Raw genomic sequence first — 26165 nt, 5'->3', positions numbered from 1 at the left:
GTATACTATTTATCTTCTTATATATAATATTCATTTTTTATCTTTTAAATAAAAGTTTTTTATTCTAAATACTTTTAACTAGATTAATTATTTTAAAATTTATCTACAAAAATCATCTTCATTTATAATTTAAAATATGTATAATTTCCAATAAAAAAATCTATGGAAATTATATTTTATTTCCATAGATTTCTAGACATATATTTATTGAATTCTATTTTACTGTTTATTAGAAATTAATCTTTTTACGTCTCATACCAACATTCAAGACTATTCCTATAATCGCCAAGGATGTCATAACGGCACTACCACCATAACTTATAAACGACAGTGTTACCCCTGTTACTGGAATTAATCCCATCGTCATCCCTATATTTTGTATTATCTGGTATGAAAACATGCATACGACTCCAATTACTATAAAGGACCCATAAACATCTTTTGCCTCTCGTGCAATTTTTATCATTCTAAGCAGGAACATAGCGTATAAAACAACTAATACAGTTCCTCCTATTACACCTAATTCTTCAACTCCTACTGCAAATATGAAGTCACTATCTTGTATAGGTAAGAAGTCTTCTTGATTTTGAGTACCATTGTATAGCCCCTTACCAGTCATTCCACCAGAGCCTATTGCTATCATCGACTGCATAAGCTGGTAGTTTCCTTCTATAGATGTATCTTCTGGATCCATAAAACCTAAGATTCTATTTTTTTGGTATTGGTCCATACACATATACATTATAGGCAATAATATTAAAACAATTGTCCCAGCTTTTATAAGTATTTTTTTGTCTATACCTGCTGAGAATATCATCCCGAATACTATACAACAGAATATAATAGCTCCACCTAAGTCTGGTTCAACTATTATAAGACCGATAACTGGTATTGCATATAATACAACATCGAAAATTTCTTTTAAAGAGTTTAATTTTCCTCTGTATGTCTCTACTATTTTGGCATAACTCAGTATAAAAGTTATTTTTACTACTTCGATTACTTGTAAATCAAGTATACCTAAGTTGAAAGTAGATTTTGCTCCACCTCTACTGTCTCCAAATATTAAAACTAATGTCAATAAAGCTATACTAACAATATAAAGCTCTTTGTAGTATTTGCCCATTACATTGTAGTCTATCATTAAAATAAATATTATAATAACAGAGCCTATTCCAAACGCTAAACTCTGTACTATTAACCTTTTATATTGTCCCGTTTGATTTGCATGTGTAGCACTACTTAGTATTACTAAACCATAAGCAAATATGACCATTACTAGTAAAATTAGTTTCCAATCTATTTTCTTTATAAGCTTTATAGTATTTTTATAATCTATCAATTTCTCACCATCTTTCTAATATACTCTCAAAAACAAATTTAATGTTTAAAGGGATATACTTGCGTATATCCCCATAAAGAAAATCTCTATTTAAATTCTTTTAAAAGGTAGGTTTTCCCCCTCGTATTATAAATTTAAATTTTTCTCTCTTTTATATTTTTAAGTGGTATATTTGCAACTAAGGCTGATACTGGTTTATCATCTGTTTCGCTTCTCGTCTTAGACATTTTTATTTCTAAACCTTCTTCATCTATTTCTGCATAACTAGATATAACCTTTAATATATCATCTTTTATAGCTTCTAATAATTGTGGAGAACAATCTATTCTATCATGTACTAATACTAATTTTAGTCTTTCCTTTGCCACATTCTTACTTGTCTGCGAATTATTATTGAATGGCCTAAAAAAATCGAACATAATATCCTCCTATCTATTTGGCTGCTCCAAACATCTTTTTAAGTTTACTGAAGAACCCATCTTGAGTTTGAAGTTCCATAATTGGAACATCATGACCTAAGATTCTATCAGCTATATTTCTATAAGCCTTACCAGCTAATGATCTTTCATCTAAAATAGCAGGTTCACCTTTATTAGTTGAGATAATTATACTTTCATCATCTGGAACCATACCGATTAAATCTATCGATAATATTTCAACTATATCTTGCTTGTCCATCATATCTCCACGTTTAACCATGTCTTGTCTTATTCTATTTATTATAAGTTGAATATTATTGATTTCATTAGCTTGTAATAAACCTATTATTCTATCTGCATCTCTTACTGCTGAAACTTCAGGATTAGTTACTACTATAGCCCTATCTGCTCCAGCCACTGCATTTTTAAATCCTTGCTCTATCCCAGCAGGACAGTCAATTATTATATAATCAAAAGATTCTCTAAGCCTTTCACATAGCTCTGCCATTTGTTCTTCTGTTAATGCATTTTTATCTCTTGTTTGAGCTGCTGGCAATAGATATAAGTTTTCAAATCTTTTATCTTTTATTAAAGCTTGTTTTAATTTACAAGTACCTTCAACAACATCTACTATATCGTATACTATTCTATTTTCAAGACCCATAACTACGTCTAAATTTCTAAGTCCTATATCAGCATCTACTACTACTGTTTTTTTATTTTGAAAGCTTAATGCTGTACCTAAGTTGGCAACTGTAGTCGTTTTTCCGACTCCACCTTTACCTGATGTTATAACTATAACTTCACTCATTTTTCTACCCCCTATAGATTTCCTTCTTTATTTTACATTTTTAGGTAAGTAACTCTCTATTACTATTCGTCCTTCACTTACAAAGGCTATCTCCGGGCTGATTTCTTTAATTTCCTTGTTACTTTCATCATCATCAGGCGCCTCAGCTATATTATCGGCAATTTGTAAAATTTTTGGACATAGACAGTTACCAACTATATATGCTCTATCATTTCCATTGGCACCTGCATGAACAAATCCTTCAACTTTACCCATAACGGTTATGTTTCCTGCTGCTATAGCTCTCGCTCCAGCACTTATATTACCCATAATAACTATATCTCTTATAGAAGTTAATTGTGAACCCGGATTCATATCTTTCATGACAACTATATCACCATCGTATACTACTATTTCTCCAGATCTTAAGCTCTCCACATATTTAGTGTCAAATAATCCTAATTGTTTTTTCTCTTCATCTTCCGTAAATTCTATATCAAACCTAGATGTAAGTTCTTCTTTTATCATTATTATTTGAATATCACTTAAGTAATCACAATTAATTTCACAGATTTTGGCTCCATTAAAAAATCCTACATATTCTTCTAACCTGTTAATTATTGAATCTTTCACAACATCAAAAGGGGCTACTCTTTTTATATTTATAATTATACCTTTTTTATTGCCTTTAAATTCAACAAGTTCACTGGCTGAAACTTCTTTTAAAGACATAACAACCTCCAGAGTGATATCAATTTATTTACTATATTCTTCATAAATATATTAATCACCTTTTTATTTTTTTATTTGAACATTAAAATTTAGTTTGTTGTCACTACCTGTACTGTCGCTTATGTTTTCTTCAGAGTCAGAATTTTTATTGTCAGATGTAGAGTCACTATCTGAATCATTTTTATTTGAGTTATTCTTTTGACTCGAACTATCTGTTTGGTTATTAGATGAACCTAATAAGTAATATCCTATTACGTCTTTTATTGGTAAGAAAGCATAAGTACTTGTAGTACCTTGAGGTATTACTGCTGCTACGGCTATTTCTGGGTCATCTGCTGGTGCAAATGCTACTGCCCAAGCAAAATCTCCATATGTTTCTTTATACTTATCTATATCATCATCTGTAATAGAAGGATTTACTTTCTTTATAGCTCTTCTTAAATAAGCGGCATTTATTTTATCTGTATCAGCTAATTTTTCATTAACTCCATCTTTTAATTCTTTTTCTAACTCTGCTCTTGTCTCTTCATCTAAATCTTTGTCTTTTAATTGTTCTTTAATTTCTTTGATTTTATTTTTAGTTAATTCTGCTTCCCTATCTTTTCTTAATTGTTTATAAACTTTTAAGACTTCTTTTTCTTCAACGCCATAACTAGATAAATGATCCATTAAGTAGTTATATTCGTCAGCTGTAGGTATTTTATCTTTTCTCTCCGCCGTACCACTCTTTGCTGCTACTTCTATAGGGAAGTTTACGAAGTATTTAGCAGCAGTACCTTGGCTTGTAACTAATTTCATACCTTTTGTTAATTCTTTTAAATTGTCACTATTTTTAAAGTCAATTTTTTTAGATACTACTTCATTTTCATAAGTTATTTCATAGTCGCTATTTACAATTTTTTTAGTTAAAGTCAGATCTGTTAAATATCCTCCATTTGCAATAGCCATTACATATCTTACTACTTGAGATGGTGTATATGCATTTTCACCTTGTCCTATAGCTAAGTTTAAGTTGTCTGATAATGTCCATCTAGCAAATTTTAAGTATGTAAATAGTATAGAGTCAGTTAAGTCTTCTATTCTATCTTCTTTTACATTTAATTTAGCTAATCTAGACATAACTTCACCCCTACCTGGAGTAGGATCTTCATCTATCCAACTTACAATCTCATCTATTCTTTTATCCATTTCTTCATCGTCATTTTCATCGATATCAGTAAAACTATCGATTATATTTAGATTTAAATAAGATCTAAGTGAGATTTTAGTTGAATTTACTTTATCTTCTTCACTAGGTACTTTTCCGACTACTTCAGTTATTTCGTCTTCAAGACCTGTATGTTCATCTAAACCAAATAATTTCGCATATTCTAGTATCGTTTCGGAATTAACATCTGCACCTGGGTCTTTTCCACCTAGCCAGTTAGTTCCTGTACCTACTATACCGAAGTATACGTTACAAGATTCCTGTAATGCTTTATATAAATTTACTGCCCCATGGTTACTCTTTGATTTATTCCAAACGGCATCTGCGAAAGTCTGTCCATTTAATTTTATAACACCTGGGTCATTTATAGTATAATTTGGATCCAATCCATTTTCTAATGCAGCCATACCAGTTATCATTTTGAATGTTGAACCTGGCTGGAATACACCTTGTGCTACTAAATTTAGAAGTGGACTCGCCGCTAGTGTATCGTTTGGATTTTCAGGTTGTAGCTTTTCATAATCTTTTGATGATATACCTGTTACGAATAAATTCGGGTCGTAATCAGGATAACTAGCAGATGCTAATACTTCACCTGTTTTTACATCTACAGCGATGATAGCTCCTGTTTTAGCATTTTTAGCTCCACCACTTGTAGCTACATCTCCATATTCACTTTTATAAACTCCACCGTTATTTGCAACTTGTATCGTTTTTTCTAAACCTTCTTCAGCAACTTTTTGTAAATCCATATCTAGTGTTAAGTATACCGTATCTCCTGATACAGGCTCTTTAACTTCTAATTCATCTGTTATCTTACCAGTTGCATTTACTTTAACTTTTTTATATCCGTCGATACCTTTTAGGTGGTCTTCTTGAGTTGCCTCAATTCCTGTAAGACCTACAATATCATCTGATTTATATGATTTTTCTTTATTATTTAAATAATCATCTAATTGTGTAGATGGTATTTTACCTACATATCCAAGTACATGTGATGCTAATGCTCCATTTGGATAATGTCTAATAGGTTCGTTAGATATTGATATTCCTGGCATATTAGTTGTATTTTCCTCTACAAAAGCTACTGTCTCTTCTGATACATTTGATGCTAATGTAATTGGGTAATAAGTTCTATATCCTTGAGATTTTATAAGATTTCTTACAACAAGTATTTTTCTTGCATCTTGATCACTTAAACTCTCATCAATTCCATAGTATTGTCTTATTTTTTGGAATGCAACCTTTGCACTATCTGTACTTTTGACTTCTAGCTTTGTTCCATCATCTAGTTTTTTGACAAAACTCTTTAGCCAGTCGTTTTTATTTTTAATATCTGTAAACTCAAAACTCTTAACTAATATAGGAGGATAATATCCATTATTATTAAGCTTTTTTTGAAGTTCAGCTGGTTCTAAATCCCTATCTGATTTTTTTAATGTTCCATCTTCAATAAGACTATCTACTAGATAGTAGAATGTTTCTTTTGCATTAAGGTTTGATGGGATATTATTCTTTTCTTTATATTCTCTTACATTTTTATCATATGTATAAGAAAAGTTTCCATTTTTACTTATTGTAATAGGGAAATCATCTTCATAATCTTCGCCGTTTTCTATTAATTTATTTATTATTTTTAAAGCAACAGCGTTAGGATCATTTCCTTTAGCAGTTAATTGGTCACTTGATACCTCAACTACAAAGGAATTTGTATTTCCTGCTAAAAGCCTTCCGTATCTATCTCTAATCTCTCCTCTTGCAGCTTTTATTGTAACTTGTTTATAAGTTTTATTATCTGCAAGATTTGTATAGTATTCATGTTGTACTGTATTCATGTATAACATTTTTAATATGATTACTCCAAAGGCGCATAACAAGAAGATTTTTATAGCTTTAAATCTCTCAATAATTTTATTTTCTTCCATTAAATCACCACTATTCTTCTTCTAGTCTTAATATTGGTTTTTTAAATATTTTGTATACTAATATTCCCACTAAACTATTTAAAATTGGAACTATTAATATTTTTATAATTGATGTAAATGTACACACATTATACAGTACTCTCGCAAGTAAAAAACTAATTCCGCAATATATAAATGTTGTTCCTAAAATAATAGTAAATATCATTATAGGGCTTTCTTTATATACTTTGTCTTTTATATAACTTACCATATATGCTATTGCAAAAAATATTAATGCATTTGCTCCAAAAATACCACCTACACTAGAATCTAGTATAAGTCCTAAAATAGCTCCTATAATTCCACTTTCTAGTTCGTCTAAATAAAGTGAAATTATAACCAAATATATTAAAACTATATTTATAGTCATTCCAAAAACAGATAAATAATTAATAATACTATTTTGAAGTATTATTATAAAAAAACCCAATATACAAAGTAATACTTTTTTCATAATAGTTACCTCTCTAATTCATATTTCTTGGTTCTACTATTACTACATTGTCGATACTTTTGAAGTTTACGTTAGGTTTAACTACTACATATTTTAAAGATTTACTCTTATCTTCTGTAACCTTAGTAACTTCTCCTATAACGATATCTTTTGGATATAAACCAAGTCCAGATGTAACTACACTATCTCCTGGAAGTACATCATAATCTGAATCAAGCATATAACCTTGTAGGAGACCTTTATTTCTATTTACTTCTTCGTTTTTTATACCTGTCCCAGTTGTAATAATTCCCTTGCAATTAGAATCTCTAGATAATTTAAAACTAACTGATGATGTTGTGTCTAATAGAGTAATTACTTTTGAATAATTTGATGATACTTCAGTTACTATTCCGACTAAACCATAGCCATTCATAACTAAACTATTTTCTTTAACTCCATCTTCACTCCCTGCACTTACTACCATAGATGTGTACCAAAGACCGTCATTTTTACTTACAACTTTTGCTGATACTTGGTTTGCAATATATTTTTCATCTACGAATTTAAGTGATTTTTTTAGTTGTTCTAATGAGCTAGTATCTTCTAACTCACCTTTTAATTCTGTTATTTGTTTTTTTAGTTCTTCGTTTTCTTCTTCTAATTTTGTTACTTTTTTAGCATTAGATTTAAAGTTTAAAATATCAGAAAATCCACCCGTAAAGAATTGTACCCCTTTACTTACACCATTTTCTAATGTAGATGATACATTTAATATTATGTTTGAGTTAAAGGGACTCTTTCCTGAATTTGATCCAATCGATATGCCCACAATTCCAATTAAAGTGATAGCAACTACACCAGTTGCTATCACTTTAAAATTTATTTTACGTTTATTTTTGTCTCTTTTCAAACTCATCACCAGCTTCTATCTTCTTTTGTTTGCTACTAGAACTTTCTCAAATATTTCTTGATCTTCTACTGATTTTCCAGTTCCTATAGCTACACAATCAAGTGGATATTCAGCTATAAATACTGGCATACCAGTTTCTTCTTTTACTAATAAATCAAGTCCTTTTAATAAAGCTCCCCCTCCTGTTAACATTATTCCGTTTTCCATAAGGTCAGCAGCAAGCTCTGGTTTTGTTTTTTCTAGAGTTATTTTTATTCCGTTAACTATAGTATTGATAGGATCTTTTAATGCATCTCTTATCTCTGAAGAAGATATATCAATTTTCTTAGGAAGCCCTGTTACTAAATCTCTACCGCTTATTTGAGAAGTTACTTCTTCTCCATCTTTGTATGCTGAACCTATGTTTATTTTAACATCTTCAGCAGTTCTTTCACCTATTAATAGGTTGTATTCTTTTTTAACGTAATTAACTATAGCTTCATCTAATTTGTTACCACCTATTCTTATAGATTCAGCAGTATCTATTCCACCTAATGAGATTACAGCTATTTCAGAAGTACCACCACCGATATCAACTACCATGTTTCCTTCTGGCTCTTCGACTCTAAGACCTGCTCCTATTGCAGCTGCCATAGGTTCTTCTATTAAGAATACTTCTTTAGCTCCTGCTTGTTGTGCAGCCTCTTCGATTGCTTTTTTCTCTACTTCAGTAACACCATATGGTACACATATAGCTATTCTCGCACTAACTACACCTTTTTTAGCTGCAGATTTTTGTATGAAGTAAGTTAACATTGATTGTGTTATATCAAAATCAGCAATAACACCATCTTTCATCGGTCTTATTGCTTTTATGTTTCCTGGTGTTCTACCTATCATTCTTTTTGCTTCTTCACCAACTGCTAAAACATCTTTGCTGTCATCTCTTATTGCAACAACTGATGGTTCTCTAAGTACTATACCTTGACCTTTAATGTATACTAAAGTATTAGCAGTACCTAAGTCTATTCCCATATCTTTTGTCATTTTTCCGAATCCGAATAAAGATCCTTTTTGTTTTTTTTGTTTCTTTTCACTTGCCATTTTTAAACGCTCCCTTCAATCTTACACTATATCAAATCAACATATTTTCTTTAAAACTAAAATACAATCCATCACCTATAATTATATGGTCTATTACCTCAATGCCTATTATTTCTCCACATTTGACAAGTCTATTTGTAACAACTTTGTCTTCTATAGATGGTGTGGGACATCCTGATGGGTGATTATGTATGAGTATAATCTTATTGCTGCTTCTTCTTATCGCCGCTCTAAAAACTTCTCTTGGATGCACTAAAGATGAATTTAAGGTTCCAATCGAAATATCTACATCTGTTATTATTTCATTTTTTGTATTTAAAAGTACTATTTTAAATATTTCCTGTGATTCATATCTAAATATATCCATATAATATTTATAGATATCCCAAGGCTGATTTATTTTATATTTAGGCGGCTTATAACTGGATGCTCTTACACCTAATTCTATAGCTGCCTTTATTTGGCTTGCTTTTGTAAGTCCAATACCGTCTATACTACATAGCTCTTCTATACTTATATCATATAAATCTCTAATATTTATTAATTTTTCCTTAAATATTTGGTTAGAAAGCTCTATAGCATTATATTTTTTATTTCCAGTTCTAATTATAATAGCTAACAATTCTGCATCAGTTAATGATTTCACACCTTTTGTCAGCATCTTTTCTCTCGGTCTTTCTTCTATTAACATATTTTTTATGTTTAGACCTTTACCTAAAGTATCTTGCAGATGAATCATCCTCCATAAAATAGATTTATATCAAAGTGATTCTTTAGTAAATCGCTAAGTCTTGAAATAGGGAGTCCAACTATATTAAAATAATCACCTTGTATATTTTTAACTAATAAAGCTCCATATCCCTGTATTCCATATGCACCTGCTTTGTCTAAAGATTCATTTGTATTTATATAATCTTTAATAGAGTCCTCACTTAAATCTTTAAATGTAACGAAACTAACTACATAATCTTTTATAATTTTATTTTCTTTCAAGTTAATTAAACTGATTCCTGTTATAACTTTATGTGTTTTATTAGATAGTCTTTTTATCATTTGATATGCCTCATTTTGATCTTTTGGCTTACCTAAAACTTCGTTATCTAAAGCTACAATTGTATCTGCTCCTATAACTAATCTATCTGTATTTCTCTTTGCTACATCAAATGCTTTTTCATATGCAAGTCTAACTACCATATCTTCTGGAGATTCATTTTCCAAAATCACTTCTTCAATATCACTTTTTTGTATATCAAAATTAAGCTTAGTATTTTGCAAAATCTCTTTTCTCCTCGGTGAAGCTGATGCTAATATTACTTTCATTTGTTCACCTTCTTGTACTCAAATTTTGTACTAATTAAGTTTATCACTATATTATAAAAATTTCAATCTTAATGTATACTGTTTTCTTGTTTAAATCTTATATTTCGAGAAAAAATTTACTTTATTTAAATAAATACTAAATATTATTACAAATTTCTTATTTTTATTAAGGATTTTGTAATAATATTTATATTGATATTTTTATAATCTGAACATTTATATTGTACTTTAAAAATTCAATTTATATGCATAATAAAATAAAGGTATAGAAATCTATACCTTTATTCTATCCACATTTTATATTTTAATATCTTTAATTAACCAATTTAATTGATGCTTTCTTATCATCAACTAATTGCATTGCGCCTTTTTTACATTTTTTCATGCATAAATGGCATCCTTTGCATTTTTCAACATCGACTTTATGTGGTTTTTTCTTTTCTCCTTCTATAGCTCCAAATGGACAAGTTCTAGCACATGCTGTACATCCTATACATTTTTCTTCATCTATAGTTACTTTACGTCTGTCTGATAATTCTGCTTCTATAACTTTCTTTGGACAAACCTCTGCACATACTTTACATCCTATACATTTAGAATAATCTATTGTAGCTAAGTTGTTTTCTACTGTTATTGCTCCAACTGGACAAGATTTTTCACATTTTTTACATCCTATACATCCAGCCTTACATTTATCTTTTACATCTTTACCTTTATCTTTAGAGCTACAGTCAACTACGACTTCTTGTTTAGCTGGTTTTTTCTTTATTAATCCTTTTGGACATATATCTATACATTTTCCACAAAGAACACATTTTTCTTCATCTACTACTGCAACACCATCAACTACTGATAATGCACCAAATGCACAGACAGATACACAAGTTCCAAGTCCTAAACAACCAAAACTACATGATTTTGCTCCTCCAATTAATGCCGCTGCTGCTCTACAATCTTGTATCCCTTGATATTCATATTTGTTTGCTGCACTTGAACAACTACCTTTACACATAACATGTGCAACCTGTCTTTCCCCTGTTTCTGCTGCAACGCCCATTATTTCACCGATTTTTGCAGCTACTGCTGCTCCACCAACCGGACATGCATTGACAGGTGCTTCGCCTTTTACTATTGCAGCTGCTACACCACCACAACCTGGGTATCCACAACCACCACAGTTTGCTCCAGGAAGTACTTCAAGTATTTTGGCTTCTCTTTCATCAACTTCAACTGCAAATTTTTGTGCAGCAAAAGCTAATACAGCACCAAATATTAATCCCATGATTCCCAATAATATTACTGCTTTTAATATTTCCACAATACTTCACCCCCTGTTTTTATAATTTTATTAATCCTGTAAATCCTAAGAAAGCTATTGACATTAATGCTGCAGATATTAATGTTATAGGAAATCCTTGAAATGCTTCTGGAATATCTGCAAGTTCTAATCTTTCTCTGATTCCTGCGAATAAAACTATTGCTAATGTAAAACCTAACCCTGCACCAGTACCGTTTATTAATGTTTCTAATATATTGTAGTTTTTTTGAACATTAACAAGTGCTATACCTAAAACTGCACAGTTTGTAGTTATAAGAGGTAGATAAACACCTAATGCTTGATATAAAGATGGACTCATTTTTTTAAGTGCCATCTCAACAAACTGAACTATTGAAGCTATAACAAGTATAAATGCTATAGTTTGTAAATATTCAGTTCCTGTTTTAACTAATATCATTTGTATAAAATATGTTATTAAAGAAGCTAGGGCTAAAACGAATGTAACCGCAGCTCCCATACCTGATGCTGTATCTACTTTCTTAGAAACACCTAAGAAAGGACATATACCTAAGAATTGTGATGTTATAACGTTGTTAACAAGGACAATGCTTAGTAATAAAAGAATATAATTCATAATATTTCCCTCCTAAAAATTAAGCACTTTTCTTTGTAACTTTATTAAATATTGCCATCAAGATTCCTAATGTTAAGAATGCTCCTGGAGGTAATATGAATAATAAAGCTGGTTGATAAGAAGCTCCAAATAAGCTTACTCCAAATATTGCACCTGCTCCTAATATTTCTCTAACTGCTCCTAATATTGTAAGAGCTAAAGTAAATCCAAGCCCCATACCTAAACCATCTACTGCAGAAGCAACAGCTCCATTTTTAGATGCAAAACTTTCGGCACGAGCAAGTATTATACAGTTAACAACTATTAACGGAATATATAATCCAAGTGCTTTATCAAGTGATGGTATATATGCTTTTAAAAGCATTTGTACTATTGTAACGAAAGTAGCTATAACAACTACGAACGCTGGTATTCTTATTTTATCTGGTATTACTTTTCTAAGTAATGATATCGCTACATTTGAACAAGCTAAAACTACTGTTGTTGAAAGGCCCATCCCTAATCCATTTATTGCTGCACTTGTAACTGCTAAAGTAGGACACATCCCTATTACTTGTACAAAGGTTGGATTCTCGTCGATAATACCATTTTTAAAAACTTTTCCTAGATTCATCTTAAAATCCCCCTATCGATTATTTTAAAGAGTTATTGTAAACTTCGATTGCTGCATCTACACCGTTAGTTACTGCTGTAGAAGTTATAGTAGCTCCAGATATTGCTTTTATTTCAGTATCACCAGGAGTTCCATTTTTAAGAACTGAAAGTTCTTCAAGTGGTTTTCCTTTATATTGATCACTAAATTCTGGGTCAGTTGCTTTAGCACCAAGACCTGCTGTTTCTGAGTTACTTACAACATTTATACCTGATACTTGACCATTAGCAGAATCGATACCTACCATTAATTCTATTGTTCCACCATAACCAGATGGTAAAACTTTTAGAGTATATCCTACAGTATTTCCAGATGCATCTTTTGCTTCATATATTTCTGAAACTTTAACTCCTTTAGAGTTATCAGTCTTTGCATCTTTTACTTCTTCAAAATCTTGAGCAGATTCTAAAACTAATTTTCTAGCTTCTGCATTTGCTTGTTCATTTCTTTTTGCTATTGTATCTGCTGTTACGTTATTAGTAAATGCTAATAATAAAGCCGCTATTGCACTTATTATTAATAAGTTTAGTCCTAATTTAAACATATCTTTGCCCATTATTTAGCCACCTCCCCAAATACTCTGTTATTAACGTACTTGTCTATAAGTGGTGTCATAACGTTTGCTAATAATATTGAATATGAACATCCTTCTGGATATCCACCATATAATCTAATTACTGAACATATTATACCAGCAAGAACTGCATATATAATTTGTCCCTTTTTAGTCATTGGAGATGTTGTATAGTCAGTTAACATAAAGAAACCACCTAGCATAACACCACCTGCTAATATTTCACTTACTGCAAATTGAATATTAAATCCACCTAATAAGAAAGTTAATATAAATATTGTTGCTAGATAACATAGCGGCATAATATAACTTATAATTCCTTTATATATTAAATAAATACCACCTAGTAATAATAAGATTGCACATGTTTCACCAACGCATCCACCTATATTACCTACTAGTAAATCCATCATAGATATATTATTGTCTGCTAATCCTTGTAGACCTGCTGCCCCTGATTTTAAGAAGCTAAGTGGAGTTGCTGTTGTCACTGCATCTGCTGCAGATGTAGTACTTACCCAGTTAACTCCTGTTTGAGTCCATTTAGTCATTGGAACTGGGAATGATGCAAGTAAGAATGCTCTTGCTGCTAAAGCTGGGTTGACAAAGTTGTTACCTATTCCACCAAACATCATTTTTACAACTACTATTGCAAATACTCCTCCTAATAGACACATCCACCATGGAAGTGAAGCTGGAACGTTAAATGCTAATAATAATCCTGTTACTACTGCTGAAAAATCTCCAATAGTACTTTTTTGTTTAGTTATTTTTTCCCATATATATTCAGAACCGACTGTCCCTAATATACAGAAAAACATAACATATAATGCGCTTGCTCTAAAATACCACAATCCAGCAAGTGCTGCTGGTACAAGAGCGAATATGACTTGTTTCATTATATAAGAAGTATCTTCATTACTTCTAATATGAGGTGATGATGACACTATAAACTTATTTTCCATGTTTATTTCCCCCCGTTATTTATTTTGCTGCTTTTGCTTGAGCTTGTGCTTGTGCTTTTCTACGTTTTGCTTGAATTTGACGTTTAGCATTTCTTATTGATTCAACTAAAGGTCTTCTAGCTGGACATATAAACGAACATGAACCACATTCTATACAATCAAGTGCTCTATGTTCTTCTGCTTTATCAAAATCACCTTTAAGCGAGTTGGCACTTATATATAATGGTTGTAAAAATGCTGGACAGACTTCTGTACATCTACCACATCTTAAACAATTTGTTGGCTCAGGTAATCTAGCTTTTTCTTCTGATAAACATAATATACCTGAAGTACCTTTTGTACTTGCAGCCTGAGTAGTATATTGAGTGTTACCCATCATAGGCCCACCTAATATAACTTTACCTACTGTTATACCATCTTTAAATCCACCACATTGATCTATTATTTCACATATTGGTGTCCCGACTTTAGTTATTAAGTTTTTAGGTTCTTTTATTGCATCTCCTGTGATAGTAGTTATTCTTTCTACTAAAGGTAGTCCTGTTTTTATTGATTTGGCTATTTGTGCTGCCGTACCAACATTTGTAACTACTGCTCCTGCAGCTGCTGGTAATGCACCTGATGGGACTTCTCTTCCGCCTGTACATGCATATATAAGTTGTTTTTCTGCACCTTGTGGATATTTTATTTCTAAACCAACTACTTCTACTTCTGAATATCCTTCAGCCGCTTTAGTAACTGCTTCTATTGCATCTGGTTTATTTACTTCTATACCGATATATCCTTTATGCACATCTAATGCTTTCATAACTGCTCTTATACCAAATACTACATCTTCTGGATGTTCAACCATTAATCTGTGGTCAGCAGTTAAGTATGGTTCACATTCAGCACCATTTAATATAATAACGTCTATTTTTGAATCTGGTGGTGGAGATAATTTTACATGTGTTGGGAATGTTGCACCACCCATACCAACAATACCTGCATCTTGTATAATTTTTATAATTTCTTTTGGTTGTAGATCACTTAAATCTCCATGTGGTTTAACGCTTTCATGAAGTTCCTCTTTAAAGTCATTTTCTATTACAATACACTGTCCCATTCCACCTGGAACTTCATGCATTGCTATGTCTATAACTTTACCAGAAACTGATGAGTGAACATTTGCCGAAACGAAGCCACCTGCTTGCCCTATCATTTGACCTTTTTTAACCTCATCACCTTTTTCTACTATAGGTTTTGCTGGAGCACCTATATGTTGTTGAAGAGGAATGTAAACAATCTTTGGAGCCTCGGCCTTTGCTAGAGCCACTTTGTTTGTATACTCTTTGTTATATGGAGGATGTATCCCTCCTTTAAATGTTAAGAGTCTCATTGTATTTACCCCCTGTCTTTTTATATTTTTTATTGTTTTTATACATATAGTATACTATATTTATTGCTAAAATTTAACAATTGTTAATTATTTATCCCAATTATTAGCATTTTTTAAGTATTATATAAAAAGTGTATCTCATAAATAATATTTATTTTATATAATTATTTAAATTTTTATTTATGATATATTTTAATTTTAATTCAAAAAAAGGTTGAAAAATTCAACCTTTTAAGCAGCTTTAATTTCGTTTATAAACTCATAATACATTTGTATTGAAGATATTAATAAAGTCTCATATTTATATTCATTTTTTGTATCAATTTTATCTCCATACTTAGAAATATTATCTCTTATTTGTGAAGTATAAGACAATAAATTAGTCTTAAAGCTATCTAATTCTTTATAGTTTATTTTATTTACTTCATTTTCTAATTTATCTAAAATATTTTCTCTTTTTGTAAGTATTATTTTATATTCTCCACTATCTAAATTATCTTTATTTTTATTTAAATAATTTGATTCCTCTTCATAATTTTTTAATAATGAGTTCAAATTATCGGCAATATCTTTTATATAAGAATATTCTTCTGTATATTCCAAAGACAATACCGGTATTTCTAATTTTGTCAAGAATGCATCATCTACTATTTTCTTTGTTTTTTCTAAATTATTTCTTACATCATCTTCATTAAATGATATATATGCTTGTACTTTATTTGCGCCGTCTATTTTTATACTTGAATTTGGAATCTTATTTTCTTTTAATCTAGCTGTAATTTTATTTAAGTCTTTATTGTTATCAAAAGATCCCACTTGTATTAGATAAACATCAATTCCATCTACTACTGCTACTTCTGTATTTGTTGATGAGTTATCTGCTGTTGAACTTTTTTGTGATTTTTCTTCATTAGATTTATCAGTTACATTTTTTTGTGATGAGTTGTCTATTTTTTGAGTACTTGTCGATGCTAAGTTGAATATTTCAGATGCTGGGTCTTGCCAAAAATATAATTTATTTACTAAAGAAGATACGTTTTTAGATATATCGATATTTTTAAATACTTCGTCCAACTTAATTTTCTTATAACCATATCCGATTATTAAAGCCATACAAAGTATTATTGTTATATATTTTCTAGGGTGAAATCTTCGTCTTTTATTTAAACCTTTGTATATCTTTTTATTACTCATTAGTTAAGCCCCCTTAAATATTATTTATACAATTATATTTAAAGGGTTTGCTTTTTATGAATATATTTATTTAAAATCTTCTAGCTCCTAGTAATACTCGTCCATAATATCCACTTAAGCTAGATACAATGACTTTGTCTGGTTTAGATGCACTGCCACTTGCATGTATAAATGTGTTATTTCCAACATAAATACCTACATGACTCGTTCTTCCTGTACCGGTTGTTGCAAAGTATAGTAAATCTCCTGGAAGATAATTTCCTCTTGCTACTGCTGTTCCTATTTTTGCTTGTTCATAAGATACTCTTGGTATAGATTTACCTTCTGCATGTAGATATACATATCTAGTAAATCCTGAGCAATCAAAACTATTTGGACCATTAGCTCCCCAAACATACGGCTTTCCAAGCAATGAGTACGCTAAGTTTACAACAGCAGATCTATTACTATTATTTGATGATGTGTTACTATTATTTAAAGTTGTACCACTCGGCTTACTTACAGCTTCTGTAGTTATTTTTATATAGTCGCTATGTACCCATCCATCTGAACCATTTGATAAGGTAATTTTATACCATCCATTGGATTTTTCAGTTAATTTGACTACTTGTCCATAAATAAGTCTTGTCTTTATAGTATAATTTGTACCAGGTCCACTTCTTACATTTAAATTTGCATAACTTGTAACCTTTCCATTACATGGAGTAAAGTTGTTATATGTATTGCTGCTTTGATTGCTGTTTTGATTATTACTTATGGTAGATATGTATTTTCCACTTATCCATCCAGTAGTACCGTTTTCTAATTTTACATTATACCACCCATTGGATTTACTTATTAATGTAAGCTTTGTACCATAGGGCACGACTGTCTTTATAGTGTTATTAGTTCCTGCTCCTATTCTAATATTTACATAACTAGCAGTTACACTAACTTGTCCAGATACATTATTTGCTATATTATTTGATGATGAAGTGCTATTTATATATTTTGAACAAACCCATCCTTTTTCACCATTATCTAAGGTAACATGTGACCATTCTCCATTTGTTTCAATTATATTTAAAGAGGCCCCTTTATAAACTACTCCTTTTTTTGAATAATTTATCCCTGGGCCACTTCTTATATTTAATGCGCTTACATTGACTGTTGCATTAGAATCAGCATAAGATTTATTTACATTTAAAGATACAGCTACAGCCCCTACTCCTATCGCTACTAATACCTTATTCATAATCTTATTCCCCCGTATTATTTATTACTAAATTTTATTATCCTCTATTTGCTGGTAATATTTCTATCCAATAATTATCTGGATCACTTATGAAGTATATTCCCATTGCTTTATTTTCAAAACAAATGCATCCCATTTCTTTATGGTGTTCATATGCTTTATCAAAATCATCTACTTCTAAAGCTAGGTGGAATTCATTATCACCTAAATTATATGGTCTATCCCAATCTCTCAACCATGTAAGTTCTAAAGTGTGATTTGTCTTTCCATCAGATAAATATACAAGTATAAAACTTCCATCATCTGCAACTTTTCTTCTTGCTTCTTTAAGACCTAAAGCTTCTTCATAAAATTTAAGACTTTTTTCTAAATCTAATACGTTAAAATTATTGTGACAAAATGTAAAATTCATACATTACCTCCTCATTAAGTTAACTATTTCTTATTTATTATAACATAATTATATCAATATTTTAGCAACTATTGGATAATGATCTGACATATTTTTTATTAATACTTCATAAGACTCCACTTTTATATTGTTTGAGACAAACATATAATCGATTCTATCTAATCCAATAGAAAATGTTAGTATGTTTGATTTATTTAATTGTTCTGCTGCATCTATCATCATATCGTTGTTTAATGATAAATTTCCTTCGTTAAAGTCACCTAAAATGATAAAGTAGCTATTTTTTAGTTTTCTTAAATATTCTTCTAATTCTTTTATTTGTTTTTTTCTTTCTTTATCATTTAGTCCTAGGTGAACATTTATTATATGTACTTTTTTATTTTTTACTTTTATAGTAGTATCTAAAAATCCCCTCTGCTCCTTAGTGCTACTTAGGTAAATATGTTTTTCATCTATTATTTTATATTTTGAATAAGTTGCCAATCCATAATTAGTGTTGTTAGCAACAACATTTGCTCCAAAATGTAGATTCATATTTAATTCTTCTTTTAAACTGCTGACTTGAAATCCAATTTTAGATGACTCATTGACTTCTTGCAGACATATAATATCTGCATTGCTCTTTTTTAAAAAATTTATTGTATCAAATAATGTCGGCGCCATATTTTTATCAGTACCACTATGTATATTGTAACTAATAATTTTTATCTCTATCGTTTCTAAATTTTTCTCTTGACTAGTGCCAAGATAAGTAAAAATTAAGAACATAAATATTAAAAGAAAAATTTTTCTTAATTTAATATTAATCACATCCTTTTTTATTAAAAATTAAAGACGCTTTTTAGCGTCTTAATATATATTATTATTTATTATTTTTATATATTTATTTATATTTATTATTATTTATTTTTTTTAAGTTTTTGCTTTATTATATTGTTTATTATTTTTTTTCTTATATCTTCTGCTCCTTCATCTTCATCTATCTCAACATCTAAAAGCTTTGCTATTGACTTCATTTCTTCTCTTGTTTTTGATTTATAACTTTCAATTAAATCTTCCTTTACTATTTCAGGATTTACAATATAGTCTTTATCAGACTTTCTATAAATAATATACTTATGTGAATATAAATCTCTGTTATCATAAATATATTTTGATATAATTCTTAACATTTGATTATAAGAAAGTTTTTTATTTACATTTAGATTGAGATATTTTGCAAAATTATAAATTTCTTGTTTAGATCTGAAAAACTCTTGTTTTTTAATAAGTTTCGCTATTGATACGATATTTTCTTGATATGAACCATAAGTTAGTACTCTTAAATACAGATTTTCATTATTCTTTCTAGTTTGAACTCGTTGTATATTTTCATCTATTACTCTATCTACATTAGCTTCAAAAAATTTTTTTGCACCCCTTTGTGATACATAATTATCAAATTCTTTTTGTACCATATCGAGTATCAAATTTCTAAAATTATCTTTATATGTTCTAGATTCCATGATACCTCCACCTCATTTATTTTATTATATTCATAGGAATATAAAATGTGAGTTCATAAATATTGTTAAGATATTTACTTAATTATATGATTTTTATAAAAAAATATTAAATGTATGTATATTTTTTTATAATATGCCAATAATATAAGTGTAAAATCAAATATACTCAATCTCCCCCATTTAAGATCTCTATTTTAATAATAGAGGTCTTTTTTTACAATATATAATATTTTATGTCTTATATATTTGTTTTAAGTTTTATATAAAGACTTATTTTATAAAATATATATTCTTAATTAAAGCAAATTATAAAAAGGACGATAAATATCGTCCTTTTTATAATTTATTTTGTATAATAAGCCAGTCCGATACTTCCAGGTCCAACATGAAGTCCTATAACAGGTCCTATTGATTGCATTTTTACTTCTCTTCCCAACTTTTCTTCTAAAAGCTTTGCTAGTTTAGCACCTTCTTCTTCACAATTGATATAATGTACTATTACATCGCCAAGCCCTTTTTCTTCGATATCTTGTAAAAATGTTTCTACTAAAGTATCTACTGCTTTTTTTCTAGTTCTAACTTTTTTAAATACTGATGTTTCACCATCTTTTACGGTTAAGATAGGTTTTATTTGTAATATTCCACCTAATAAAGCCGATGCCCCTCCTATTCTTCCACCTTTTTTTAGATATGCTAAGGTTTCTGGAGTGAATAAGAAACGACTATTATTTATAATATAATTTGCTCTTTCTACAACTTCTTCTATAGATTTACCTTCACTTGCAGCACGAGCTGCTTCTATAACTGTAAATCCCATCTGCATACAGTTAGTAGTAGAGTCTATTATTTCTATATTAGCATTTGGATAGTCTTGTAATAATATGTTTTTCATCATGCATGCATTTGAATATGTACCACTCATTTTTGAAGATAAGAAAATACCTACTATAGAATCTCCATTATCTAGTATTTCCTTCATAGTATTTAACATTTCTTCTGGGATAGGTTGTGATGACTTTGGAATCTCACTAGCTTTATCCATTTCATCGTAAAAAGTTATATTATCTATATCTAATTCCCTTCTACTATCAAGATCCATTACAACATTTAGTGATATTACTTTTATATCGTATTTATCAATATATTCTTGTGGAATATATGATGTACTATCAGTAATAATTTTTATGCTCATATTTTCACTTCCTTTATAATTTGTACTAATCATATAAAATTTAAATTAACTTTTTAGATTTTATAATTTTAAGTAATATTTTTAGAATAGATTATATCTTTTAATTTATATATAACTCTACAGTAATTATATGTATTTATTATTACAAAAACCTGCAAAGTCTAATATAAAATTTGCAGGTTTTGTATTATTTTTAATAAGTATTTTATATTTTATTATTTAAATAAGCTTATTTGTGGTTTTTTAACCAGTTTATAGCTCCATATGTGTGAATTGCTGCTCCAGTTACAAGTACATCTTCATTGAATACTACTTTAGTGTTGTGCATTGGTTCACCATATAAAGGATTTTCGTTTTTAGCTCCTGCTCCTAATATTAAGTATAAACTTGGAACTTCATAAGAATAAGAAGCGAAGTCTTCAGAACCCATTCCGCCACCTTCAAATAAGAATACGCCTTGTTCACCTACTATGTCTTTTACATAACCAGTAACTTCGTTAGCTAAATCTTTGTCGTTTGCTAGTGGTGGTACAGAAGATAATTCTATTAATTCAGCTTCTCCTCTGAACATTTTAGCAGTAGAAGTAACTATTTCACCCATTCTTTTGAATACATATTCTCCTACTTCTTTGTCTAATGTTCTTATAGTACCTTCCATAATAACTTGACCTGGTATTATGTTTGGTGCATCTCCACCAACAAATTTACCTATTGTTATAACAACTGGTTGAGTAGCAACTATTTCTCTGTTAGTTATTTCTTGTATAGCAGAATATATTTGAGTAGCTATGAATATTGGGTCTACACCAGTTTCAGGCATAGCTCCATGGCATCCAGTTCCATTTACAACTATTCTGAATCTATTACATCCACCTATACTAGTACCTAATCCGCATACTACTAAGTTAGAAGGAGTTCCTGAGTTTACGTGCATTGCCATAGCAGCATCAACTTTAGGATTTTCTAAAACGCCTGCTTCTATCATTTTTTTAGCACCTGTAAATCCTTCTTCATCTGGTTGGAATACTAATTTTACTGTTCCTTCTATTTGGTCTTGGTTTTGTCTTAATAATTTAGCAGCTCCAAGTAACATAGCTGTATGCATATCATGTCCACAAGAGTGCATTGCTCCGTTTTTAGATGCGAAGTCACAATTTGGAGTTTCTTCCATTGGAAGTGCATCCATATCAGCTCTTAATAAGAATGTTTTTCCTGGTTTTGGACCTTCTATTGTAGCAACTATTCCACTTTCGCATATTTCTTTTGGTTCATAACCAAGTTCTCTTAATTTATCCATTACATATGCTTTTGTTTTAGGTAGTGTATCTCCAACTTCTGGATTTTCATGAATAGTTCTTCTATATTCTACTATGTCATTTTTTATAGCCTGTGCTTGTTCTAGTATATTGTTCATTATTACACCTCGTTTAATTTTTTCCTTTAATATATTTATTTCCTATTCTATTTCAAATTATGCTTTTATATTATTTATTACATTGAATTTATACCCACAAAAATTCCAATGAATCTAGTTTACTACTCTAATAAGAATTGAATATGTATTAATATAAAAAAACGACCTATTTAAGGCCATTTTTTTATAGTTTTTTGTAAAAAATCATAAAATTGATCTTTTAATTTTATTTTTAAACCCTTATAGATAATATGTATCTATTGTATTGCCTTTAATTCAAATCCTAAATCAGCTATTAAAGCTTTTAATTCATCTTCGTTAACTCCATCAGCCATATCTACTAAAGCATATTTGCCATCTAGATTAACTTCTTTTACGTCTATACCTTTTATGTCTTCTGTTAGTGCTGTTTTTACATGGTTAACGCAATGATTACAACTCATTCCTTCAATTAATAATTTTTTTTCCATTGTTTACACCTCCATATATACCCTGTATGGGTATATTATAGCATATAATATAAAAAAACTCTACTAATAATAATTTTCAATTTAAAAATAATATTAGTCCATTTTAATTTTATCTATACCAGAGTATACATCAAAATCATTAGAGTTTAATTCACCTTTTAGTCGTCCATTTAATACAACATAATCATTTAATATACCAAAACTTATAAAGATAGCTTTTTCTTTTACATATTTTTGTATAGTTTTATATATGCTTTTTATTTCTTCTTCTGAAGTTGCATTTTGAAGTTGTGTGATGTATTTATCTAATTTTTTATCGCTGTATCCAAGTTTGTTAAGTACATATGTAGCATCAGAAACAGCAGGTAATTCACATCCTATAAGAGCTAAGTCATAATCTTTTTCTTTTAATGCTTTTTGCATATCATCTTCAGTTAGATCTTTTATTTCTGTTTTTATTCCTATTGCTTCTAAATTATTGCTTATGATATTAGCTGCTTTTACTCTTTCAGTATTGTTTTTGTTTACTATTATTTTAAATGTAATGTCTTTTAACATTTCTTTTACTTCAGAGTGTGTTACATCTTTGAATGTTCTTTTTTCTTGTTTGTTAGTTTTGTCAGTTGATGTATTATTTTTAGCAGTTGTATCTTCAGAATTATTAGAAGTTTGCTCTGTATTATTTTTAATATTACCATCTGAAGCAACTTTATTCGTATCTTCTGATTTAGTGTTTTCAATAGAATTTACATCATTTTTATTGTTGTCTGTAGAATCTGCTGAATTTGTATCATTACTTTTGCTAGAAGCAGTGTTGTTATCTGTATTATCTAAAGATAATACTGCTTTCTTTAAATAATTTTGAGCATTTTCAGTATTATAAGATAGAGGTTTTAAGTCGCTATCATAGTATTCTGATGTAGAGTTTAAAGGGAAATTACTTAATTTCGCCCTATCAGAATAAGCATCTTTTATAATAGACTCTCTATCTACTGCAAATGAGATAGCTTTTCTTATATCTAGATTATTCAAGTACTTGTTGTCGTAGTTAAACAGTACATAGTCATAATTTCTTCCTTGATATTTATTTATTACAAAATTATCATTGTCTGTGAATTTACTTATACTACCTAATGTAACCTTACTTATATCACTATCTAAAGATAAAACCATTTCTGTTTGTGATTCAGTATCTGGAACCATTTTAACATATACTTCTTTTTTGTTATTATCTTTATTTAAATCATAATAGTCACTATTTAATTCTAAAATCATATAATCTCGGTCTTCGTATTTTTTTATTTTATAAGCACCTGAACCAACTAAATTATTTTTGGCTAATTTTAATTCATCAGTTTTTAATCCATCTAATTTATCTTTTGATACTATTGGAAAAATTAAAGTTTCTAATGAAAATGCATAGCTGTCTTTAAAGTTTATAGTTAGTTTTTTGCTTCCATGTACTGTTATTCCACTTATATTTGATACTAAACTATTATAAGCACTATCTTTATTTTCATTTATTAATTCATATGTATACTTAACATCTTTAGCTGTAAGACTTTCCCCATCATGCCATTTTATATTGTCTTTTAGGGTTATATCTATTTTTTTGTTGTTAGATGAAATACTATAAGACTCTACTAGTTTAGGTTGAATATTATAATTTTCATCTAATTCAAATAGGCTATCATACACTAAATCTAATACATAACTTACTGATTTATCCGTATTTAAAATAGGATTAATTGTACTCGCCCTTATCATTGTTAAGTTTATATATTCTGAAGTCTTTTTCGATGTCTTTACCTCATTGCTTTTTACATCAGTATCTGATTTACACCCTGTAACAAATACCATCGTAGCTAAAAGTAGACTTATTAATTTTACTACCTTCTTCATCTTATTGTACCTTTCTAGTTATAGATTTTTTTATACATTTCGTAATTATGTTTTACTTTTTCTACATAAGCAGATGTCTCTTTAAAAGGAATAGTATGTAAATTTTCTCCGTCTTGACTATATGCCTCATCAGCTAACCATTTCTTTACATTACCTGATCCCCCATTATAAGCTGCTATAACTAAATCTATATCTCCGAATTCTCTATATAGCTTATTTAAATACCAACATCCTATTCTTATATTATCTTCAGGTTCAAAAATATCTGCGTCTTTTATATCAAGTTCTTCCATGGCCCAATCTCTCGTTCCATCACCAATTTGCATAAGACCTTTTGCACCTCTTCTTGAAACTGCGTCCTTTTTAAATTTACTTTCTGCTTTTATTATGCTGTAAACTAAATCTTCATCTATATTATATTCTTTTGAATAAAATTCTACGTAATCTGAGTATTTTTTAGGATAAAGATATTTATATACTTCATCTTTTCCTATATATAAAGCTGCCCCCAATACTATTATAATAAATAGAATTAAGATTAATTTTTTTTTCACTCTCTTTCTCCTTGTAAAACGCTTATTAGCTCTAAAACTTTCTTTTGTAATTCTTCAAATGAATTTGAATTATCGATAATATAATCTGCAAACTTTACTTTTTCTTCTTGACTCATTTGAGAATTTATTCTACTAATCGCCTCTTCTTTTGTACAGTTATCCCTAGCTATAATTCTATTAATCTGTATCTCTTTTCTACAAGTTATTAAAATTAATTTTTGTATATATGGAATATAATCGTCTTCTATTAATAATGCAGCATCTATCACGACAATTTTTTCGCCTTGATTTTTATATTCCTCAACTTTAGATAGTATTTTCTGTTTTATTTTTGGATGAGTTAAATTATTTAGAAGAATTAATTTTTCGTCATCGTTAAATACGATATTTCCTAATGCTCTTCTATTTAAACTTCCATCTTGATTTCTAATACTCTTACCAAAAGTTGAAAATACTTCATTTAATAAGTTTTTATCGTCAAATATTTGCCTAGCTACTATATCGGCATCTACTACTTTTATGTTATTTTCCATAAAAATAGTAGATACACTACTTTTTCCACATCCAATATTTCCTGTAAGCCCCAATACTAACATATTTTCA

Annotated in this window: 27 protein-coding genes; all 27 read right to left on the bottom strand. The window is 29.4% G+C overall.

Annotated features, from left to right (window positions below; genetic code table 11):
- Positions 1-229: 229 nt before the first annotated feature.
- Positions 230-1342, bottom strand: a complete 1113-nt coding sequence (locus tag ABCM86_RS12855; protein ID WP_295571572.1) for an FtsW/RodA/SpoVE family cell cycle protein — start codon at positions 1340-1342, stop codon at positions 230-232.
- Positions 1343-1476: 134 nt separating this feature from the next.
- A complete protein-coding gene (gene minE, locus ABCM86_RS12850; protein ID WP_195931196.1) occupies positions 1477-1761 on the bottom strand; it encodes a cell division topological specificity factor MinE in 285 nt (94 codons plus the stop codon).
- 13 nt (positions 1762-1774) lie between these two features.
- Entirely contained in the window at positions 1775-2572 is a 798-nt protein-coding gene (gene minD, locus ABCM86_RS12845) for a septum site-determining protein MinD (RefSeq protein WP_195931198.1), read from the bottom strand.
- 27 nt (positions 2573-2599) lie between these two features.
- Positions 2600-3283 carry a septum site-determining protein MinC gene (locus tag ABCM86_RS12840; RefSeq protein WP_195931200.1) on the bottom strand — a complete coding sequence of 228 codons (684 nt, stop codon included), beginning with the start codon at positions 3281-3283 and terminating at the stop codon, positions 2600-2602.
- A 63-nt stretch (positions 3284-3346) separates the two neighbouring features.
- Positions 3347-6415, bottom strand: coding sequence for a penicillin-binding transpeptidase domain-containing protein (locus ABCM86_RS12835; protein ID WP_295762302.1), 3069 nt, complete (start codon positions 6413-6415; stop codon positions 3347-3349).
- A 10-nt stretch (positions 6416-6425) separates the two neighbouring features.
- Positions 6426-6908, bottom strand: coding sequence for a rod shape-determining protein MreD (gene mreD, locus ABCM86_RS12830; protein WP_295733547.1), 483 nt, complete (start codon positions 6906-6908; stop codon positions 6426-6428).
- A gap of 13 nt (positions 6909-6921) precedes the next feature.
- Positions 6922-7806 carry a rod shape-determining protein MreC gene (gene mreC, locus ABCM86_RS12825; RefSeq protein ID WP_195931204.1) on the bottom strand — a complete coding sequence of 295 codons (885 nt, stop codon included), beginning with the start codon at positions 7804-7806 and terminating at the stop codon, positions 6922-6924.
- A 9-nt stretch (positions 7807-7815) separates the two neighbouring features.
- A complete protein-coding gene (locus ABCM86_RS12820; protein WP_195931209.1) occupies positions 7816-8826 on the bottom strand; it encodes a rod shape-determining protein in 1011 nt (336 codons plus the stop codon).
- A gap of 88 nt (positions 8827-8914) precedes the next feature.
- The gene (gene radC, locus ABCM86_RS12815; protein ID WP_195931205.1) at positions 8915-9622 is read right to left on the bottom strand and encodes a DNA repair protein RadC; all 708 of its coding nucleotides are present in this window, start codon (positions 9620-9622) and stop codon (positions 8915-8917) included.
- Positions 9619-10203: a Maf family protein gene (locus tag ABCM86_RS12810; RefSeq protein ID WP_195931207.1), complete on the bottom strand. Its 585-nt coding sequence runs from the start codon at positions 10201-10203 to the stop codon at positions 9619-9621. Before ABCM86_RS12810 ends, radC begins: the two co-directional genes overlap by 4 nt.
- A 313-nt stretch (positions 10204-10516) precedes the next feature.
- Complete coding sequence (locus ABCM86_RS12805) at positions 10517-11521, bottom strand: RnfABCDGE type electron transport complex subunit B (RefSeq protein ID WP_195931655.1); 1005 nt, start codon at positions 11519-11521, stop codon at positions 10517-10519.
- A gap of 19 nt (positions 11522-11540) precedes the next feature.
- Positions 11541-12116 (bottom strand): electron transport complex subunit RsxA, encoded by a 576-nt coding sequence (gene rsxA / locus ABCM86_RS12800; RefSeq protein ID WP_343004108.1) that lies wholly within the window; start codon positions 12114-12116, stop codon positions 11541-11543.
- Between the two features lie 19 nt (positions 12117-12135).
- Positions 12136-12729, bottom strand: a complete 594-nt coding sequence (locus tag ABCM86_RS12795) for an electron transport complex subunit E (protein ID WP_007286595.1) — start codon at positions 12727-12729, stop codon at positions 12136-12138.
- 19 nt (positions 12730-12748) lie between these two features.
- Positions 12749-13324, bottom strand: a complete 576-nt coding sequence (locus ABCM86_RS12790) for an RnfABCDGE type electron transport complex subunit G (RefSeq protein ID WP_195931653.1) — start codon at positions 13322-13324, stop codon at positions 12749-12751.
- Positions 13324-14307 (bottom strand): RnfABCDGE type electron transport complex subunit D, encoded by a 984-nt coding sequence (locus tag ABCM86_RS12785; protein WP_195931652.1) that lies wholly within the window; start codon positions 14305-14307, stop codon positions 13324-13326. The genes ABCM86_RS12790 and ABCM86_RS12785 overlap by 1 nt, the downstream gene beginning before the upstream one ends.
- Before the next feature lie 19 nt (positions 14308-14326).
- Positions 14327-15685: an electron transport complex subunit RsxC gene (gene rsxC / locus ABCM86_RS12780; protein ID WP_195931651.1), complete on the bottom strand. Its 1359-nt coding sequence runs from the start codon at positions 15683-15685 to the stop codon at positions 14327-14329.
- 231 nt (positions 15686-15916) lie between these two features.
- Positions 15917-16879 carry a hypothetical protein gene (locus ABCM86_RS12775; protein ID WP_295677393.1) on the bottom strand — a complete coding sequence of 321 codons (963 nt, stop codon included), beginning with the start codon at positions 16877-16879 and terminating at the stop codon, positions 15917-15919.
- A gap of 70 nt (positions 16880-16949) precedes the next feature.
- Entirely contained in the window at positions 16950-18113 is a 1164-nt protein-coding gene (locus tag ABCM86_RS12770; RefSeq protein ID WP_295677395.1) for an SH3 domain-containing protein, read from the bottom strand.
- A 37-nt stretch (positions 18114-18150) separates the two neighbouring features.
- Positions 18151-18525, bottom strand: a complete 375-nt coding sequence (locus tag ABCM86_RS12765) for a VOC family protein (protein WP_195931787.1) — start codon at positions 18523-18525, stop codon at positions 18151-18153.
- 48 nt (positions 18526-18573) lie between these two features.
- Positions 18574-19293 (bottom strand): endonuclease/exonuclease/phosphatase family protein, encoded by a 720-nt coding sequence (locus ABCM86_RS12760; RefSeq protein ID WP_295733544.1) that lies wholly within the window; start codon positions 19291-19293, stop codon positions 18574-18576.
- A gap of 131 nt (positions 19294-19424) precedes the next feature.
- Positions 19425-20030, bottom strand: a complete 606-nt coding sequence (locus tag ABCM86_RS12755; RefSeq protein ID WP_295677157.1) for a hypothetical protein — start codon at positions 20028-20030, stop codon at positions 19425-19427.
- A gap of 343 nt (positions 20031-20373) precedes the next feature.
- Positions 20374-21222: a DegV family protein gene (locus ABCM86_RS12750; RefSeq protein WP_195931882.1), complete on the bottom strand. Its 849-nt coding sequence runs from the start codon at positions 21220-21222 to the stop codon at positions 20374-20376.
- A gap of 229 nt (positions 21223-21451) precedes the next feature.
- Positions 21452-22636, bottom strand: a complete 1185-nt coding sequence (locus tag ABCM86_RS12745) for a M20 family metallopeptidase (RefSeq protein WP_195929990.1) — start codon at positions 22634-22636, stop codon at positions 21452-21454.
- 257 nt (positions 22637-22893) lie between these two features.
- Positions 22894-23106, bottom strand: a complete 213-nt coding sequence (locus tag ABCM86_RS12740) for a heavy-metal-associated domain-containing protein (protein ID WP_195929991.1) — start codon at positions 23104-23106, stop codon at positions 22894-22896.
- Positions 23107-23199: 93 nt separating this feature from the next.
- Positions 23200-25008 carry an ABC transporter substrate-binding protein gene (locus ABCM86_RS12735; protein WP_295762289.1) on the bottom strand — a complete coding sequence of 603 codons (1809 nt, stop codon included), beginning with the start codon at positions 25006-25008 and terminating at the stop codon, positions 23200-23202.
- A gap of 14 nt (positions 25009-25022) precedes the next feature.
- On the bottom strand, positions 25023-25562 hold the full coding sequence (locus ABCM86_RS12730; protein WP_195929993.1) for a lytic transglycosylase domain-containing protein: 540 nt from the start codon (positions 25560-25562) through the stop codon (positions 25023-25025).
- Complete coding sequence (gene coaE / locus ABCM86_RS12725) at positions 25559-26158, bottom strand: dephospho-CoA kinase (RefSeq protein WP_295778729.1); 600 nt, start codon at positions 26156-26158, stop codon at positions 25559-25561. Before coaE ends, ABCM86_RS12730 begins: the two co-directional genes overlap by 4 nt.
- Positions 26159-26165 lie beyond the last annotated feature (7 nt).

This window comes from Clostridium sp. 2218st1_F5_2218SCRN_220325 (assembly GCF_039062665.1).
GTDB lineage: Bacteria > Bacillota > Clostridia > Peptostreptococcales > Peptostreptococcaceae > Intestinibacter.
Note: the sequence above shows the minus strand (reverse complement) of the source record. Positions and strands in the feature narration are given on the sequence as shown.

What these genes read in the sequence shown, in the direction of transcription:
- coaE (WP_295778729.1), bottom strand. Translation starts at nt 26,158, where the DNA reads ATGTTAGTATTGGGGCTTACAGGAAATATTGGATGTGGAAAAAGTAGT.
- ABCM86_RS12790 (WP_195931653.1), bottom strand. Translation starts at nt 13,324, where the DNA reads ATGGGCAAAGATATGTTTAAATTAGGACTAAACTTATTAATAATAAGT.
- ABCM86_RS12735 (WP_295762289.1), bottom strand. Translation starts at nt 25,008, where the DNA reads ATGAAGAAGGTAGTAAAATTAATAAGTCTACTTTTAGCTACGATGGTA.
- ABCM86_RS12755 (WP_295677157.1), bottom strand. Translation starts at nt 20,030, where the DNA reads ATGGAATCTAGAACATATAAAGATAATTTTAGAAATTTGATACTCGAT.
- ABCM86_RS12835 (WP_295762302.1), bottom strand. Translation starts at nt 6,415, where the DNA reads ATGGAAGAAAATAAAATTATTGAGAGATTTAAAGCTATAAAAATCTTC.
- ABCM86_RS12765 (WP_195931787.1), bottom strand. Translation starts at nt 18,525, where the DNA reads ATGAATTTTACATTTTGTCACAATAATTTTAACGTATTAGATTTAGAA.
- mreC (WP_195931204.1), bottom strand. Translation starts at nt 7,806, where the DNA reads ATGAGTTTGAAAAGAGACAAAAATAAACGTAAAATAAATTTTAAAGTG.
- ABCM86_RS12750 (WP_195931882.1), bottom strand. Translation starts at nt 21,222, where the DNA reads ATGAGCATAAAAATTATTACTGATAGTACATCATATATTCCACAAGAA.
- ABCM86_RS12795 (WP_007286595.1), bottom strand. Translation starts at nt 12,729, where the DNA reads ATGAATCTAGGAAAAGTTTTTAAAAATGGTATTATCGACGAGAATCCA.
- ABCM86_RS12770 (WP_295677395.1), bottom strand. Translation starts at nt 18,113, where the DNA reads ATGAATAAGGTATTAGTAGCGATAGGAGTAGGGGCTGTAGCTGTATCT.
- ABCM86_RS12810 (WP_195931207.1), bottom strand. Translation starts at nt 10,203, where the DNA reads ATGAAAGTAATATTAGCATCAGCTTCACCGAGGAGAAAAGAGATTTTG.
- ABCM86_RS12820 (WP_195931209.1), bottom strand. Translation starts at nt 8,826, where the DNA reads ATGACAAAAGATATGGGAATAGACTTAGGTACTGCTAATACTTTAGTA.
- rsxA (WP_343004108.1), bottom strand. Translation starts at nt 12,116, where the DNA reads ATGAATTATATTCTTTTATTACTAAGCATTGTCCTTGTTAACAACGTT.
- minE (WP_195931196.1), bottom strand. Translation starts at nt 1,761, where the DNA reads ATGTTCGATTTTTTTAGGCCATTCAATAATAATTCGCAGACAAGTAAG.
- radC (WP_195931205.1), bottom strand. Translation starts at nt 9,622, where the DNA reads ATGATTCATCTGCAAGATACTTTAGGTAAAGGTCTAAACATAAAAAAT.
- ABCM86_RS12745 (WP_195929990.1), bottom strand. Translation starts at nt 22,636, where the DNA reads ATGAACAATATACTAGAACAAGCACAGGCTATAAAAAATGACATAGTA.
- ABCM86_RS12785 (WP_195931652.1), bottom strand. Translation starts at nt 14,307, where the DNA reads ATGGAAAATAAGTTTATAGTGTCATCATCACCTCATATTAGAAGTAAT.
- rsxC (WP_195931651.1), bottom strand. Translation starts at nt 15,685, where the DNA reads ATGAGACTCTTAACATTTAAAGGAGGGATACATCCTCCATATAACAAA.
- ABCM86_RS12760 (WP_295733544.1), bottom strand. Translation starts at nt 19,293, where the DNA reads ATGTTCTTAATTTTTACTTATCTTGGCACTAGTCAAGAGAAAAATTTA.
- minD (WP_195931198.1), bottom strand. Translation starts at nt 2,572, where the DNA reads ATGAGTGAAGTTATAGTTATAACATCAGGTAAAGGTGGAGTCGGAAAA.
- ABCM86_RS12775 (WP_295677393.1), bottom strand. Translation starts at nt 16,879, where the DNA reads ATGAGTAATAAAAAGATATACAAAGGTTTAAATAAAAGACGAAGATTT.
- mreD (WP_295733547.1), bottom strand. Translation starts at nt 6,908, where the DNA reads ATGAAAAAAGTATTACTTTGTATATTGGGTTTTTTTATAATAATACTT.
- ABCM86_RS12740 (WP_195929991.1), bottom strand. Translation starts at nt 23,106, where the DNA reads ATGGAAAAAAAATTATTAATTGAAGGAATGAGTTGTAATCATTGCGTT.
- ABCM86_RS12840 (WP_195931200.1), bottom strand. Translation starts at nt 3,283, where the DNA reads ATGTCTTTAAAAGAAGTTTCAGCCAGTGAACTTGTTGAATTTAAAGGC.